At 40.9% G+C, this 15244-nt stretch carries 15 protein-coding genes; 5 read left to right on the top strand and 10 right to left on the bottom strand.

The window, feature by feature from the left end; genetic code table 11:
- Window positions 1-21: 21 nt before the first annotated feature.
- The 4 genes from QZ995_RS00260 (at window position 22) to QZ995_RS00245 (ending at window position 4919) form a co-directional block, all read left to right on the top strand.
- Entirely contained in the window at window positions 22-1305 is a 1284-nt protein-coding gene (locus QZ995_RS00260; protein WP_301801641.1) for a YheC/YheD family protein, read from the top strand.
- A 331-nt stretch (window positions 1306-1636) separates the two neighbouring features.
- On the top strand, window positions 1637-3151 hold the full coding sequence (locus QZ995_RS00255; RefSeq protein WP_301801639.1) for a potassium/proton antiporter: 1515 nt from the start codon (window positions 1637-1639) through the stop codon (window positions 3149-3151).
- A gap of 200 nt (window positions 3152-3351) precedes the next feature.
- Window positions 3352-4377 carry a hypothetical protein gene (locus tag QZ995_RS00250; RefSeq protein ID WP_301801638.1) on the top strand — a complete coding sequence of 342 codons (1026 nt, stop codon included), beginning with the start codon at window positions 3352-3354 and terminating at the stop codon, window positions 4375-4377.
- Window positions 4378-4457: 80 nt separating this feature from the next.
- The gene (locus tag QZ995_RS00245) at window positions 4458-4919 is read left to right on the top strand and encodes a hypothetical protein (protein ID WP_301801636.1); all 462 of its coding nucleotides are present in this window, start codon (window positions 4458-4460) and stop codon (window positions 4917-4919) included.
- A gap of 27 nt (window positions 4920-4946) precedes the next feature.
- On the opposite strand, the gene QZ995_RS00240 is transcribed toward QZ995_RS00245, so the two are convergent.
- The 10 genes from QZ995_RS00240 to trhA all read right to left on the bottom strand — a co-directional run bounded on the left by QZ995_RS00240 (window position 4947) and on the right by trhA (window position 14644).
- On the bottom strand, window positions 4947-5318 hold the full coding sequence (locus tag QZ995_RS00240; RefSeq protein WP_301801635.1) for a hypothetical protein: 372 nt from the start codon (window positions 5316-5318) through the stop codon (window positions 4947-4949).
- Window positions 5315-5869, bottom strand: coding sequence for a hypothetical protein (locus QZ995_RS00235; RefSeq protein WP_301801633.1), 555 nt, complete (start codon window positions 5867-5869; stop codon window positions 5315-5317). Before QZ995_RS00235 ends, QZ995_RS00240 begins: the two co-directional genes overlap by 4 nt.
- Before the next feature lie 12 nt (window positions 5870-5881).
- Complete coding sequence (locus QZ995_RS00230; RefSeq protein WP_301801631.1) at window positions 5882-6208, bottom strand: hypothetical protein; 327 nt, start codon at window positions 6206-6208, stop codon at window positions 5882-5884.
- A 140-nt stretch (window positions 6209-6348) separates the two neighbouring features.
- Window positions 6349-7401: a YeiH family protein gene (locus QZ995_RS00225; protein WP_301801629.1), complete on the bottom strand. Its 1053-nt coding sequence runs from the start codon at window positions 7399-7401 to the stop codon at window positions 6349-6351.
- Window positions 7402-7602: 201 nt separating this feature from the next.
- Window positions 7603-9096, bottom strand: coding sequence for a sensor histidine kinase (locus tag QZ995_RS00220; RefSeq protein ID WP_301801628.1), 1494 nt, complete (start codon window positions 9094-9096; stop codon window positions 7603-7605).
- The gene (locus tag QZ995_RS00215) at window positions 9077-9781 is read right to left on the bottom strand and encodes a response regulator transcription factor (protein WP_301801627.1); all 705 of its coding nucleotides are present in this window, start codon (window positions 9779-9781) and stop codon (window positions 9077-9079) included. Before QZ995_RS00215 ends, QZ995_RS00220 begins: the two co-directional genes overlap by 20 nt.
- 66 nt (window positions 9782-9847) lie before the next feature.
- Window positions 9848-10453 (bottom strand): class I SAM-dependent methyltransferase, encoded by a 606-nt coding sequence (locus QZ995_RS00210; protein ID WP_301801626.1) that lies wholly within the window; start codon window positions 10451-10453, stop codon window positions 9848-9850.
- A gap of 108 nt (window positions 10454-10561) precedes the next feature.
- A complete protein-coding gene (locus tag QZ995_RS00205; RefSeq protein ID WP_301801624.1) occupies window positions 10562-11713 on the bottom strand; it encodes a TolC family protein in 1152 nt (383 codons plus the stop codon).
- A gap of 368 nt (window positions 11714-12081) precedes the next feature.
- Window positions 12082-13599: a DEAD/DEAH box helicase gene (locus QZ995_RS00200; RefSeq protein ID WP_301801622.1), complete on the bottom strand. Its 1518-nt coding sequence runs from the start codon at window positions 13597-13599 to the stop codon at window positions 12082-12084.
- Between the two features lie 394 nt (window positions 13600-13993).
- Window positions 13994-14644, bottom strand: coding sequence for a PAQR family membrane homeostasis protein TrhA (gene trhA, locus QZ995_RS00195; RefSeq protein WP_301801621.1), 651 nt, complete (start codon window positions 14642-14644; stop codon window positions 13994-13996).
- Between the two features lie 218 nt (window positions 14645-14862).
- Between trhA and QZ995_RS00190 the strand changes: the two genes are divergently transcribed.
- Window positions 14863-15240 carry a DUF423 domain-containing protein gene (locus tag QZ995_RS00190; RefSeq protein WP_301801619.1) on the top strand — a complete coding sequence of 126 codons (378 nt, stop codon included), beginning with the start codon at window positions 14863-14865 and terminating at the stop codon, window positions 15238-15240.
- The last annotated feature ends 4 nt before the right edge of the window (window positions 15241-15244 follow it).

Genomic DNA, 15244 nt, shown 5'->3' with positions numbered 1-15244 from the left:
TGAAGGAAGGAGGAGTTTCTAATGTCCCACTGGCAATCCGGTTGGCTGACCATACTCCCCTCAGGACAATGGTATGTAGAGGGTATCCACTTTCCCATCCCGCTTACTTCCGCACATCATATCACCGTGCCATTGGGTCCCCTCCATGTTGAACAAACATTAAACCTAGGATTGGCTCCTACTGTAACAGGTCGCTATCGTACCCGCATCAGATGGAGCATGTATAACAATATGCTGCAAATTGCTCCTCTTATTGGCATTCTTACTTCTGGCAAAGGCGAATCATTTAAAGGAAATAGGGAAAACTTTCAAGAGATAAGCAAAACAGGACAAAAGCTAGGAGCACTCGTATTCGTATTTACACCAGACGGCATAGACTGGGAAACTTATAAAATACGAGGTTATCTATACGATAAACGTAATGGATACTGGCAAAGGTTCGAAACTCCCTTTCCTCATGTAATATATAATCGGATTCCAACACGCACAGTAGAGGAAAAAGAGCATATGCAAGAAACTCTCAAGCGCATCTCAAAACTGAAGAACGTGACATTGTTCAACCGTCAATTTTTCGATAAGGAAAGCCTATTTGCCACCCTACAAGCCAAAAAGGAAGTCGCTCCTTTCTTGCCCGATACTTACAAATTAGATTCTTTTGAGCGACTGAAGTCCTTTGCTAGAAAACATGATGTTCTTTATCTAAAGCCTATACGTGGAAAAGCTGGGCGAGGAATCATGCGTCTTGAAAAACACGATAGTATCTGGATTTTACGCCGTGTTCATCAACAAAAATCGTTATCTAGATCATTTTGTACTCTCGATGAACTCTGGACATATCTTTGGCCGATCCTTCATCAGAAGCCCTACATCGTTCAGCAGGGCATTATGCTTGCTACCTATAATGATCGCCCATTTGATGTGCGTGTCCTTACACAAAAAAATGGTAAAGGACAGTGGGATATAACGGGGATAGGAATTCGACAAGCAGGGGCCCGAAGCATTACCACTCATGTCCCACGCGGGGGTTCTATTCTTTCACCTGATAAAGTCCTTCCCAAAGTTTTTGGAGAAGAGTGGTCCATTTTCATTCTGCAGAACATCAGGAAAACTGTACTTGTAATAGCTAAAGCCCTTCAGCAGAATATGAAAGATCTTGCTGAAATGTCTATGGACTTAGGAATAACGACTGATGGTGATATCTGGTTTTTTGAAGCAAATTCTAAACCGGAAAAATTCGATGAACCAGATATCCGCCGTGCTTCACTGCGCAACATTATTTTTTATTCACAACACATGAGCAAGTGAAAGAGCCTGACTTTTATTCAGCCCTTCCTGATAGGAAGGGTATTTTTCTATGCTCGCTCCATTATCTTTATAATAATGAAATATTTTTTCATAAATATTATGTTTTTATTGAAAACAGGTCCATATGTTACGTTTACATAGAACAAAACATTAAATTTAAAAGTATAAACGTACTTTTTTGTGAGATTTATCCCAAAAAAGCATAAAAATGCACCTAGAATATTGCATCTCCCTCAGTTTCGTGTACATTTAAAAGAAAGAGCTACCGGGTAACAAATATCACAGAGTTAATTTCTTACCTTTTATTTTACTTAAAGGAGTTGGTGTATGGTTGATTTTCACAACGGATAATATCATTTTGCTCCTCGCTGTTCTCTTGGTTACTGGCGTTGTTACAGCCAAATTTTCATCACGCATCGGTCTTCCTTCCCTTGTTTTTTTCGTGGGGGTTGGAATGATCCTGAGCAAATTCATTTATTATGATAATGCCTCGTTAACACAACTCTTCGGTATTCTCGCCCTTATCATTATTTTGTTCGATGGTGGCATGCAGACAAAATGGACTGACATTCGCGCTGTGGCCAAACCCTCTCTCTCCTTAGCAACCATTGGTGTTGTTCTTACCACTTTTCTAATTGGTGCATGTGCCAAATTTATTTTGGGCTTGTCTTGGAATGAAGGCTTATTATTTGGAGCAATTGTTGGTTCTACAGATGCCGCTGCTGTTTTTGCCGTATTAGGCAATAAAAATATAAAAAAACGGCTGACTTCCGTATTGGAAGCAGAATCAGGCACAAACGATCCCATGGCCATGTTTTTGACCATTGCCCTGATAGAATTCATGCAGCATCCAGAAGTAAATGTACCGGCAATGATTTTAGAATTCCTATGGGAGATGGGGTTAGGTCTAGTAATGGGTTATTTATTAGGCAAAATCTCCACTATGCTTATCAAAAGCATTAATCTGGACTCATCCGGACTCTATCCGGTATTGTCTATCGCTCTGGCAGTTCTAGCCTACGGTGCCACATCCATATTGGGCGGAAGTGGCTTACTCGCTGTCTATGTGATGGCTGTCTTTGTAGGAAATGTTGACATTCCCTATCGGCACTCCATTCTGCGCTTTAACGAAGCCTTTGCCTGGATGATGCAAATCCTGATGTTTATCCTGTTAGGTTTGCTGGTTTTTCCATCAGATTTGTTGGAAGTGATTTGGCAAGGTATTGCCCTTTCCTTCCTACTAATGTTTGTAGCACGACCGATCGGAGTTTATGTAAGTACGCTTGGCATGAGCTTCTCAACTAAAGAACGAGCCTTTATCGCTTGGTCGGGGTTACGCGGCGCCGTACCAATCGTATTAGCTACTTATCCCTTGATTGCGGGACTAGAGAATGCTCAGCTAATCTTCAATGTGGTCTTTTTCGTTGTCTTAACCTCTGCTCTTATTCAAGGAGCAACTATTTCGCCTCTTGCGAACTGGTTTGGTTTTTCTAAAGGGGAAAAGACAGTAGCTCCCTATAGCTTGGAACTGGTTTCGCTTGCAAAAACAAACGCTGAAATGATTGAAGTTCACATTCGGGAAAACAGCAAGGCCGTGGGCACCAATTTGCTCGATCTTCAATTGTCCGATCAGGCACTAGTAAACGCGATTATCAGAGGTAAAAAATTGCTGATACCAAAGGGAGATACCATTTTACAAGCAGATGATATCTTGTACGTGCTTGGGCCGAAAACAGAGCAGGAGAGAATTAAGCAATTATTTTCGGAAGAGCGTTCCAATCGAGAAGAGGAGCATGTTCAAAAGGAAGAAGAGAGCATGATCATTCCTAGAACGAATGGAACTTAAAATAGAAGCTAGCTGAAAAAGCATATTGCTAAGTAGAATGGATTTTATTTGCAAATAACATATATAGCTTACAAACAGGGAGTCTCATCAATCCTACTGATGCAGTTCCCTGTTTTTTTATTAGGAAAAACGAAATTTTTTTCCTTTGCATGCATTGAGTTTCCTTTGTTGGTAAAAACTGAGGGTAGGAGGTGGTCAACATGACCTACAATCAAAATTATAATACTTCTGCTTACAACCAAATCTCTGGACCTGCAAGCGCGATCTTCAATCCGAATTTCGCTGGTACAAATGTGCAGGAGGTAAAAGCTTTGAACAATAGCTTTTATCCAACAAACCAAGCCTTCAGCCAAGTACCAAGCCAATCTTTTGGAGCACAAAGCGGTTTTGGAGCTGCTAACAGTGTTTTCACCCGTGGTTTTGCTGGTACAGATGTTCAGGAGGTTCGAGCTCTGAATGCAGGTCAGCCTGCTCCGGCTTTGGCACATCAAGCTTACGGACAAGTCCCTTCTTATGGTAATCAAAATTATGCAACACAAGCTGGATTTACTGGTGCAAATAGCATATTCCAGCCTGGCTTTGCTGGTACAAATGTTCAAGAAGTACGAGCTCAAAACGCAGGTCAGCCTACTCCAGGTGTTGCAAGCCTAACCAACCTAGCTTACGGACAAAACCAAAATTTTGCGGCACAAGGCGGATTTACTAATGCAAACACCGTGTTCCAACCTGGTTTTGCTGGTACAAATGTCCAAGAGGTACGCCAATTAAACGCAGGCCAAGCAGGAACTGCTTTATCTCAAGGTATGAACACTAACGTTAACAGTGTGTATACCCCAGGCTTTGCAGGTACAAATGCACATGAGGTGCAAGCGCTTAATGCCGGCTATTCGCTGCCTGCTGTAGCTCAACAGCCGTACCAATCCTTCACGCCGCAAACCCAATCATATCAATTCCAAACTCCTTCATACAGCAGTCCAGTGAGCTATGCTGGGGCTAACAGTGTATTCCAGCCTGGTTTTGCTGGAACTAATGCGCAAGAGGTTAGATCGTTAAATGCGGGATTTGCAACACCAGCTTTTTCTCAACAAGCTCAACAAAGCTATCAAAACTTTAGTTCTCCTGCTTCAAGCATTTTTCAAAGTGGATTCGCAGGAACCACCCCTCAAGAAGTAAAAGCTCAAAACGCTGGTGGATACGGTACATTACACTCTTATAGCGGCATATAATTCTTCCCCTATTGCTTAGCCGTAAACAAAAAGACCGCTCTTCACAGGCGGTCTTTTTTATTCGTAAGAGGAGGCTGAATATGAAGCCGTATGGCGACTTTCGCAAGCTGTATAAATCTCTTAGGCGCTATGATTCACAACAGATTGCTGTTCAACGCAGTGAGGATCTGTTAGAAATTGAAGAAATCTGGCACTTTTATGAGACACTCACCGTTCATGAACTGCGCATTCTCTGTGCTGCTATTAAAAAAACAGAAGCTCAGCTTGGCTACATACCGTTTTGCTTTTCTACCGTTCCCATCGTTTTCATCATTTTTTCCAGCAAACTTACACATTACATTGCGAATAGCATCCCTTTGCTCTCTGTGCTGATTGTTGGTTTCGTCACGTTATTAGTCTTTTTGATTTTCCGGCATTTCCGCAACAAATCATATAATGCTCTACACTTATACATTGTGGAGAGCTTATTGCAAGTGAAATCTAAAGAAAAAAACTCTGAAGACGAGCAAAGCTGTCCGCTTGTAGCTTCTCCAATGCTATAGAGATGGATTAATGCTTCCCTCTCCTTTTTAGAGAGGGTTCGCCGTCTTCAAGATCACATAATTGCCAGTCCACATGTTACTGGTAATCACCTTTTTTTGGCCATTGCGTTCAAAGAAATACCCTGCTCCTTGCTTCTCAACGAATTGATATCCCTTTTGACCCATTTGCTGTTTTAGCTTTTCTGCCGCCTCCTTTTGTGTTCCTTCTATCATGTAATACTCATAACCATCTTCTTTACCGATATTAACTAGCTGTTCAGGATGTTCCTTTACCTTAGCCATCGCTTGTTCGACCGGTATTGAGGCAATGGGCAACGGAGGATAGGGTAAATGAATGATCCACAGATAAACAACGAAAAAACCTGCCAGGACACAGCCGACTTTCCAACTTATTTTCATACGCTACCTCTTTTCTCCATAATGGCACGATAAAGCTCATTAAGTGTATGCAGACTAGTCGTATCAACAGTAAACAATTGTCCATCAAACCAGTAACTATCGTTTGCAAGCTGACTCAAATCTCCCTCGGTTTGTTCTATTTGGGCCATAACACACGTATCTGTGTCGTCTACACAATGCCGTACAGCAAGATGCCGTTCTATATCATCTGAAAAGCGTTGCTTCAATCGACAATAAACGGAGCCATTCGGGTGGTTACATAAGCGATGGAGCGCCAAATCAATTTGCAACCAGCACGTCACATAAAAGTGAAACTCTAGAAACAAAGTAGTAAGCGCTTTTCGAACCAACTCCTCTGCTTCTAATTCGTCATTGTTTTTTGTGTCTATACAAGCCTCCCAATCAAATACACCTTGACGCAGCTGCTCTTTGGCTAGCTCAATGACCGGAAAATGACTGACAGCCCCGCGATAAAATTTTTGAACAATCTGAAATAACAAAGCAGGGGGCCGCGGAGGCAGATTTTTGTATCGGCTATTTGTATCACGCATATATTCATCCCCTTACTCGATGACCGTTCCTTGTTTTTTCAAGCGGTCAATAATCTCGTCAGCCCATTCTTTAAATACACAAAGAGCTGATTCAATATCGCTGTATACTTCCTTTTGCAAACAAGTAAAATTAGGGAAATCCGTAATTTGATTCTTTTGAACACGAACCCCTTCCGGTATAAGCTGAATCTCTAAAAATATTGGCACATTCTCGTCTACACCATACGTATTTTCAACATATTCATAGGTACGAACCCACTCAAGAACCCTGATTTCATTTGGTTTTAAATGAATGGCTTGTGTTATCGACATTATCGTTTCATTTCCATAGTAATGCATACCTTGTACTCCCCTTTTCAAGCTTCCGCTATTTGAAGCATACAGCAAACTAATCTTGTTCACAAGCTTGTAACATATGAATGTACGACTTTCGAGATAAAAAAACTCCACTCCCAAGTAGGAATGGAGGCAGTATTTCATTAAGCTAAATGAAAAGCATAGGTCATTGCAAAGCCAAACAGGGAAAGCAGTACCGATCCAACTAAACCGGCTGAAAACGATTTTAATCCCATCCGCTTAAAGGCAACTAGATTTACGTTTAACCCTAAACCGGCCATAGCCATCGCAATTAATAAATAAGCGATGCTAACGATTTGTGTAGCTATTTCCTGAGGAATAATACCTAGTGAGTTAACCGCACTCATCGCCAAAAATCCAAAGATAAACCATGGAATAGGTAGTGCCCGCCAGGAAACCCGTTTATTGTTTTCCCCAGTCATCTTTTGTTCCAAACGACTGCTCCATATTCCTATACCAATGGCGATCGGGACAAGAAGAGCAACCCGAGTTAATTTGACAATGACAGCAATGTCTACAGCATTATTTCCACCAGGTGCCGCTGCGGCAATCACGTGCGCTATCTCATGGAGGGTAGCGCCAGAAAAAACACCATAACCATTAGGGGTAAAACCAAGAAAAGGATAGAGAAGCGTATATAAAAGCGTGAAAATAGTACCCAAAATAGCTACAGTAGCCGCTCCGATTGCTGTTTCTTCATCGTTAGCTTTGATTTGTGGTGCAATAGCCACAACCGCTGCCGCACCGCAAATAGCCGTTCCACATGCCGTTAAAATGCCTAATTTTTTCTCTACCTGAAACCAACGTGTAAATAGATAAACAACACTCAACCCAAAAATAATGGCTAATGCCGCCATAGCAAACACTTTAGGACCTGCATATAAAATATCCATCAAATTTAATCGCATACCAAGTAAAATAATGCCGAATCGAAGCAATTTTTTGCTGGAAAAATTTGTGCCCGCAATCGCTTGCTGCGGAACACCAGCTACAGCACGCCAGATAATACCAATCAGGATAGCAATTACCAATTGCCCCATTATGCTTAAGAAAGGAAATTGAGCCAAATACCTAGCTGCTAAAGCAATTATTAAAGTAATTACTACTCCCATGATAAAACCAACGGTCTGCTTCTCTTGTTTGACAAGCTCTTTGGTTTTCGTTTTATCTTCCATTGTATCTCTCCATTCTGTCCATCAAGCAACTTCCCTTACCATGCTTTCACTATAAGTTCTTTTGATTGACAAGTGAAATACAGATATACAATGCTTATCATTAGAAAAACTTATCATAGGAAGTAAATCACGTACAGCAAAAAACGCATGCTTCTCTTCTTAAAGAGAATGACATGCGTTTTGCCAGTATTATGGGGATTTTTACTGCGGCAATTCCACGTAAAAAAGGATCATGTTATCATGCGATTCAGCCCAAATTTCCCCGCAATGCAATTCAACGATGCTTTTAGCAATGGCTAAACCCAATCCAGAACCTTCCTTTGCCATGCTTCGAGATTCATCAACCTTATAGAAACGTTCAAATAAGCGCTCTAATTCCTGAGGAGTCAATTTGGGACCTCTATTTCCAATGGAGATACGAATAGAACTTCCCAGTTGCTCTGCATTTATTAAAATTTCCCCTGGTTTATCACTATATTTAATGGCATTTATTAATAGATTATCAAACACACGCACTATTTTATCTGCATCTACATTCACGAATAGATGATCTACAGCATAGTTTTTTCGAAAGGACAAGCCTTCTTCCTCTGCTTGCGGTACAAGCTCTTCCATTAACTGTTCTAACATTTCTAATATGTCAACTCGCTGCATTTGCATTCCTACACCATTATTAGAGAGCTTCGTATAATCAAATAAGTCTTCAACTAAGCGTTTTAATTGTTCCGACTTATTTACAGCAATTCCGGCATACTCCTCCAATTGCCCCTCACTATGATAACGCTTATCCTGAATCAACCGTAAATAGCCCATAATAGAAGTAAGCGGAGTCCGTAAATCATGTGAAACATTGGTGATTAGTTCATGCTTGGTTCGCTCCGCCTTGCGTTCTTCCTCTCTCGTATGATGCAATTGCATGGCCATAACATTAATATTCTGAGCCAACTGTCCTAATTCATCGTTGCTGTTAACCGGTACACGGCTATCCAGATTCCCCAGTGCCATTTCTTGAATGCCTTGAGAAATGCTTTGAATCTGATACATTTTTCGCTTTGTAAGATAGTAAAAGGAAAAAATAAATACACCAAAACCAATCAGCCCAGGTAACTGACTATAGCCTGTTTGATAGATGATAGATGGTTCTGGCATACCTCGCACTATTAGATATAACTTTTTCTCCCCCACATCCACAGGATAAAAGGATACGAATTCTTTCGCCTCATTTTGATAATCCTGACGATAGATACGCACATCCATTGCATTTTGGATAACAGAATGAATATCAATCGTAGCCTCAGAGGTTTGTTTACTCTTATATAAGACCTTTCCTTGTTCATCAGCCAATAAAATACGATACTTCCCGCTATCCGAACGGTCATCAACTATTTCTTGCAAATCAAATTGATAGGAAGCATTTTGTTGTTTATTTTCATTTTCTGTTCGAAGGATGCTTATCAAATTACGCGCATGATTATCAATATTTTCCATGCCTTGCGTATAATCTATATATGCCCGTTGCGTTCGCATATAGGGATTCAGAACATTCGCCACAAAAAAACCAGCCAGTACACATAGTCCGAAAGCAGCAATCAATTGAATGCGTAAACTTGATTTTCCCTGAGCAATCATTTTTTTCGCAAGCTTATAACAAGCATAAAACGTATATGGTATTAACTTAAACGGATTCCATCTCAACTTTATAACCTACTCCCCAAACGGTTTTGATATAGCGAGGTTTTCGTGGGTTTTGCTCAATTTTCTCCCTGATTTTACGTATATGTACCATAACCGTATTATCAGATTGATAAAAAGGCTCGTTCCAGATTCGTTCGTAGATTTTTTCAGCGCTAAATACAATTCCTTTATGGCGAGCCAATAGTTCTAAAATGGCAAATTCCCGCGGAGTTAGTTTGACCTCTCGCCCATCTACCTTCACCTCATGCGTGGAGACATTGATCGTTAAGTCATCGACTACCAGTTCATCAGTCTTCACTTCTGAAAAACCGCTTAACCGCATGTAACGTCTTAACTGCGACTTTACCCGTGCCAAAAGTTCCATCGGGTTAAACGGCTTTGTCATATAATCGTCTGCTCCCGTCGCTAACCCAATAATCTTATCCATATCCTCCGCTTTGGCGGACAGCATGATGATCGGGACATTTTGCTTTTCCCTGATCCTCATGCAGGCAGCCAATCCATCCAGTCTGGGCATCATAATGTCTAAAATAATGACGTGTACCTGATTTTGCTCTAAGATTTTTAACCCTTCTACTCCATCAGCCGCTTTCAAAACCTGAAAGCCCTCGTTACTCAGATAAATATCAATCAAATCACGTATTTCTTTTTCATCATCAATGATTAATATTGTTTCTTTCATCATCGAGCTCCTCCCGTGAACAAATAGCACCGTATGTTCATTCTACTTATTTCTCAATCAGATTGTCTGTTATTTACGACACCGATAGACAAATGCAGGAGGGATGTTCAAGGGCTCAAAGGAGATAGATACCTCACGAAAGGTCTCTTTCAGTTGTTTTCTCATTTGTAAGGAATACTGGAAAGCGACGAAAGCGCCGCCTGGTTTTAACGATTGCATAACCTCCGATACAATCCGTTCCCGTAATTCCTGCGGAAAGTTCATAAACGGCAATCCGCTAATGATGACATCTACCTGTTCTACACCAGCTTGCTTCAAGTCTGTTGACAAGCACTGAGCATCGCAATGATGGTGAAATGAAGGAAATCTTTCTTGTAAATCGGCTCGAAGTTTTACATCTTGTTCATAGACAAACACGTTTGTATTGGGTGAAATTTTATGCTTCAGTTTTTGTGTAAACACACCTGTTCCTGCGCCTAGTTCAACCACTGACGTAACTTTCGCCCAGTCGATTCCTTCCAGCATTCTGCTAGATAAACGTGCAGAGCTTGGGGTAACACTCCCTACCTCGCGAGGAGATTTAACAAATGTAGTAAAGAACCGAACTTTATCTCTAACGTAACGTTGCATAGCTAGACAAGTGGTCGTTTCTACAGCGCTTTTATTCGCTTTCATTTATGTTCTTCCTTTCTTGTCTGATCCTTTGTCCTATTTTATAAGACGGATCTTAACAAGAAAGGGTACAAGTTCTTAAAAAAAACTTAAAATTTATACGTTTCTTTATTAAGAAACAGGCCTTCCCATTGAGTTTTTGTAGTTGAGATATGCTACCTGATAATTGTGTAGAGCTGTTTCATATTCGTTTGCCCTCTTTGCCAGATCCTCCTCTGCAGACATAACATCTAAGGTTGTGGCAAGGCCATTTTCATAGCGTAATTGTGTTAAACGATAATTCTCTTTGGAAGCTTCTCTTGCTTTATCAAGCGCCTCTATACCTTGTTTAGCGGAGGTTAGAGCCTCATAGTTTCGAGTCACCTCTAACAAAATATCGTTTTTGATTTGCTCCTTGTTCATTTCTGCTGTTTCCAATTCATTTTTGGCAAGCTGTCCTTGGAAGGAGGACAAGATTGAATATTTTTCTATCGTATCTACATTCTTTTTCGCCGCTTTTATTTCTTCGTCACTTTTCAGAATTTCAGCACGTTGAACAACAGCCAAACGCTTGGCTTCTTCTAATGGAATAATCTCTTTGCCGCGGATATCTTCTTCAGGTATAGAGAGCTCCCATTCTTTCGTTAAGTCTTCTGCTAAAAATTGATTTAATGAAAGTGTAGATAAGTGGACTTGATTGCGAGCTTCTTCATAATTAGCTTTTGCTTGGGCTAATCCTGTTTCCGCCTGCAAAACATCGTTTTTAGCTTTGATACCTGCTGTAAATAAAGCGTTTGCTGTATCTACCTGCTTTTGTGCGCGAGTTAAGCTTTGCTCCTTTACCTGCAAATCTTGCTTAGCATGCCATAGCTCATAAAAAGCTTTCTCAGCACCTAGCTTAGTCTTATCTTCCATGGCCTGTAGCATATATTTGTGGATGTTTCGCGCCGCTTCCGCTTTGGCTGTTTGCACATATTTCTGCTGAGCCTCGCCAAGCGATGAAATATTTGATTCCTTCATCTTTACAGAATTATATACGGCTTGATTAGCATTAATATCGGCCGTATCAAGTTCCAGGCGGAATTTCTTCAGATCAATATTTTGTTCCAAAGCCAACTCGCCAGCTTTTTCGGGAGTTAGCTCATGCTTGTTTTCTTTTTCACTTGCTTGGGAATGTACAGCTTTCTCCTCAGTCGCTTGAGCCAATAGCGGATTGCCTAAAAGCAGCAGTGAACCCATCATGACTATCAATAGCCGGGTCTTTTTTATATTGGAAACACTCATTACGTATCGGTTCCTCCTTTATAATCCCTGGTGCTCTGCATAAATTCATAAATTTATAAGCAAATACCAATATTCTTTGCTTATTATCCACCTGCATTATGTAACCTTTCAATCAGTAAATGTTTCATTTCCTGCCAACATAAATCCAGAAATCCCAGCTTATAGCATGATTGTTATTGAAAAATAGCTTACTTGTTAAACTTCCTTTTCTTTTCCGCTGTCTTTTGATAAGTTAAAAGCATATTCTGAAAAATCTACCTTTACAGGCATACAAAAAAGACGTGTAGATAGCCCTTTTTTCCTGTCGGATTCGGACAATCATACACGTCTTGTAGATATAGATTAGCTGTTTACAGTTGAACCAACAACTATACGCGAGGCTTTCTACCTTCAGATGATGGTCTGCTAGATGTTCTGCCGCTGCTGCGACGACGGTCATCACCGCTACGGCGACCACCTTCTGAACGGCCTCCACGATAGTTGCTACCGCCGCTACGACGATCGCCATAACCACGGCGTGAACCACCACCGCGCTTATCATCGCCAAACGGACGGCGTTTTTTAGAACGAAGAGGTGCTTCTTCCGTTAAACGAACTGGAGTTACATCTGGCTCTTTTGTCAGCATTTTTAAAGCAGCTGCCACCAATGTAACAGAATCATTTTCTTGAAGCAGACTTTCTGCCAAACCATGGTAATCACGGTAGTTTTCTTCACCGATTACAGTCAACAGTTTTTCAACTGCAATGCGCTGTGCACCTTCAATAGCTTCCGTTAATGTTGGTACAGGACGACGACTCATTTTACGTTTTGTAACGTGTTCAATCATACGCAGGTGATCTATCTCGCGGGATGTTACAAATGTAGTCGCAACCCCGGTCTTACCTGCGCGACCTGTACGGCCAATACGGTGAACATAGCTCTCAGGGTCTTGTGGAATATCAAAGTTATACACGTGTGTAACACCGCTAATATCCAAACCGCGAGCTGCTACATCTGTTGCGACTAAAATGTCGATAGTACCTTCTTTAAATTGACGAAGAACACTGTCGCGCTTCGCTTGTGTTAAGTCACCATGAATGCCTTCTGCAGAATAACCGCGCTTGTTCAAGGCTTCGCTTAATTCATCAACGCGACGCTTCGTACGGCCAAACACGATAGCTAATTCTGGAGACTGTATATCTAATAAGCGAGTCATTACATCGAACTTCATTTTTTCCTGAACTTCCATGTATACTTGCTCAATGTTTGGAACCGTTACTTCTTTTGCTTTCACGGTAATTTTTTCTGGGTTTTTCAGGTAGCGCTGTGCCAAAGATTCGATTTGGCGCGGCATTGTTGCTGAGAACAACAAAGTTTGACGCTCGTCTGGAATTTGCTCTAGAATGCTTTCGATTTCTTCAATGAAACCCATGTTTAGCATTTCATCAGCTTCATCCAATACCAAGGTTTGAATGTTTTGTAGACGGATTGTGCGACGATTGATGTGGTCGATTAGACGTCCAGGAGTTGCTACGATAACGTGAGGGTTCTTTTTCAATGCGCGTATTTGACGCATGATATCCTGTCCACCATAGATTGGCAAGGTTTTAATACCTGTGTATTGACCTAGTTTGATCAATTCCTCAGATACCTGTACAGCAAGCTCACGAGTTGGAGCCAATACAATCCCTTGAATGTGGTTAGAGGAGGTATCAATCTTTTCAATCATTGGGATACCGAATGCTACGGTTTTCCCTGTTCCTGTTTGAGCCTGACCAATCAGGTCTCTTCCTGTTAATGCAACTGGAATCGTTAAAGCTTGGATAGGAGTCGCTTCTTCAAAACCCATGTTACTGATGGATCGAAGTACGGATGGACTCAATCCTAATTCATTAAATGTAGCCAAATTTTTTCAATCTCCTTTATTTACGGATGAAATCCTTCATGCTTTATACACGATAAGTGCCGGAAAACCTAACATTTATAGTTTGCCACTTTATTGTGTATATAAGCCTCTAATATTTTATTTGCTTCTGATAAACCTATCAGTGGAATGATCGTCTGTAAGCACTCGTTTTTCACAAAAAAAAGCATTAAGCAGAATTCACACTTAATGCCTGCACATTCTCGTGTTTTATAAAAAAATGGCATTGATAAGGATGGAGCATCAAGTCCATCGCCATTGGTTACTCGCGAATTTCCCACGGATATAGGCGTTTCATCGCAACGTAATAACAATATCATGTCTTTTGATGAAAAGCAACTAATTACAACCAACAAAACCCCTTAGAAACGCTTGATTAGATGGGCACAATGTACTTTACTACCATGATAAAATGAAGTGTGGTTCCTGCCATCACGAACAAATGAAATATCTCATGAAAACCAAACCGATTTGGGAAAAAATCAAATATCTTGGTTGCGTAAATGATCGCTCCTATCGTATACATGACGCCGCCAATAATAATGAGAGCGATTGCTCCAATCGGCAAATGATGGATGAGTTGAACAAACGGAACGACCGCAATCCAGCCTAGCGTCACATAAAAAGCCGTAGAAACATAGCGCGGTGCATGAATGTAAAAAATTTTCAGGAACATTCCAATCAGCGCTAACACCCACACGGCAGCGAGCATACTCCATTTCCAGCCACCTGATAAACCATAGTGAAACACCGGAGTATACGAGCCTGCGATGAGGAAATAAATCGCGATGTGATCAAATTTCTTAAGCATCATTTCTTTTGCTGGCGTTGTTCTCACCCAATGATATAAAGAGCTTGCACCGTATAACAAGATGATGCTAACACCAAAAATTGTTAATGTGATCAGCTTGGAAACATTGTGACGGGACAAGACGATCAAAAACACAAGACCAACAATGCCAGCCAGGAACGTTATAAAATGCGTCCATGTATTAACTGGCTCTTTCATTTTCCAAAAACGCTTCATCTTCCCTCTCTCCCTTCCTTGCATATCGGACTTGCTTCATAATAAGCCCTATTGTATCACTCCAACACCATATCGAATAGAAATACTTTCATTTTTAACAAAACATTCATCTTGATCAATAAGATACTTCTTGCGATGTGCTTGCATTGGTGTGGTTTTCCTTGTTATTGATGTACAATATTTGTAAATCAACAGTATTCGAGAAAGGAAGACGAAATATGGCTCAAACCTTTATGATACTAGGCGGCATAGGTGGTTTTCTATCTGTGGCGCTAGGAGCATTTGCAGCTCATGGTTTAAAAGGAAAGCTAAGCGATAACATGCTAGCCAATTTTCAAACCGGTGCACAATATCAAATGTATCATTCTTTAGCTTTAGTGATGACAGCCGTTTTGCTTAAAGTCTTAGGGACAAGTACACTGCTTACTGCTGCTGGATGGTTGTTTCTTGTGGGAATCATTCTTTTTTCAGGAAGCTTATATGCATTGAGTTTATCAGGCGTTCGTAAGCTAGGTGCTATTACTCCACTCGGTGGGCTGGCTTTTCTGGCAGGATGGGCTTGCCTATTTATCTATGGGATTACTTGGTCAGCATGATTGT

Source organism: Brevibacillus laterosporus (assembly GCF_030489605.1).
Classification (GTDB): domain Bacteria; phylum Bacillota; class Bacilli; order Brevibacillales; family Brevibacillaceae; genus Brevibacillus_B; species Brevibacillus_B laterosporus_E.
This window is presented reverse-complemented; position numbering and strand designations above follow the sequence as displayed.

Excerpts from the sequence above, each read along its gene's own strand:
- QZ995_RS00260 (WP_301801641.1), top strand. The coding sequence starts at position 22 with ATGTCCCACTGGCAATCCGGTTGGCTGACCATACTCCCCTCAGGACAA.
- QZ995_RS00250 (WP_301801638.1), top strand. The coding sequence starts at position 3,352 with ATGACCTACAATCAAAATTATAATACTTCTGCTTACAACCAAATCTCT.
- QZ995_RS00245 (WP_301801636.1), top strand. The coding sequence starts at position 4,458 with ATGAAGCCGTATGGCGACTTTCGCAAGCTGTATAAATCTCTTAGGCGC.
- QZ995_RS00240 (WP_301801635.1), bottom strand. The coding sequence starts at position 5,318 with ATGAAAATAAGTTGGAAAGTCGGCTGTGTCCTGGCAGGTTTTTTCGTT.
- QZ995_RS00235 (WP_301801633.1), bottom strand. The coding sequence starts at position 5,869 with ATGCGTGATACAAATAGCCGATACAAAAATCTGCCTCCGCGGCCCCCT.
- QZ995_RS00230 (WP_301801631.1), bottom strand. The coding sequence starts at position 6,208 with ATGCATTACTATGGAAATGAAACGATAATGTCGATAACACAAGCCATT.
- QZ995_RS00225 (WP_301801629.1), bottom strand. The coding sequence starts at position 7,401 with ATGGAAGATAAAACGAAAACCAAAGAGCTTGTCAAACAAGAGAAGCAG.
- QZ995_RS00215 (WP_301801627.1), bottom strand. The coding sequence starts at position 9,781 with ATGATGAAAGAAACAATATTAATCATTGATGATGAAAAAGAAATACGT.
- QZ995_RS00210 (WP_301801626.1), bottom strand. The coding sequence starts at position 10,453 with ATGAAAGCGAATAAAAGCGCTGTAGAAACGACCACTTGTCTAGCTATG.
- QZ995_RS00205 (WP_301801624.1), bottom strand. The coding sequence starts at position 11,713 with ATGAGTGTTTCCAATATAAAAAAGACCCGGCTATTGATAGTCATGATG.
- trhA (WP_301801621.1), bottom strand. The coding sequence starts at position 14,644 with ATGAAGCGTTTTTGGAAAATGAAAGAGCCAGTTAATACATGGACGCAT.
- QZ995_RS00190 (WP_301801619.1), top strand. The coding sequence starts at position 14,863 with ATGGCTCAAACCTTTATGATACTAGGCGGCATAGGTGGTTTTCTATCT.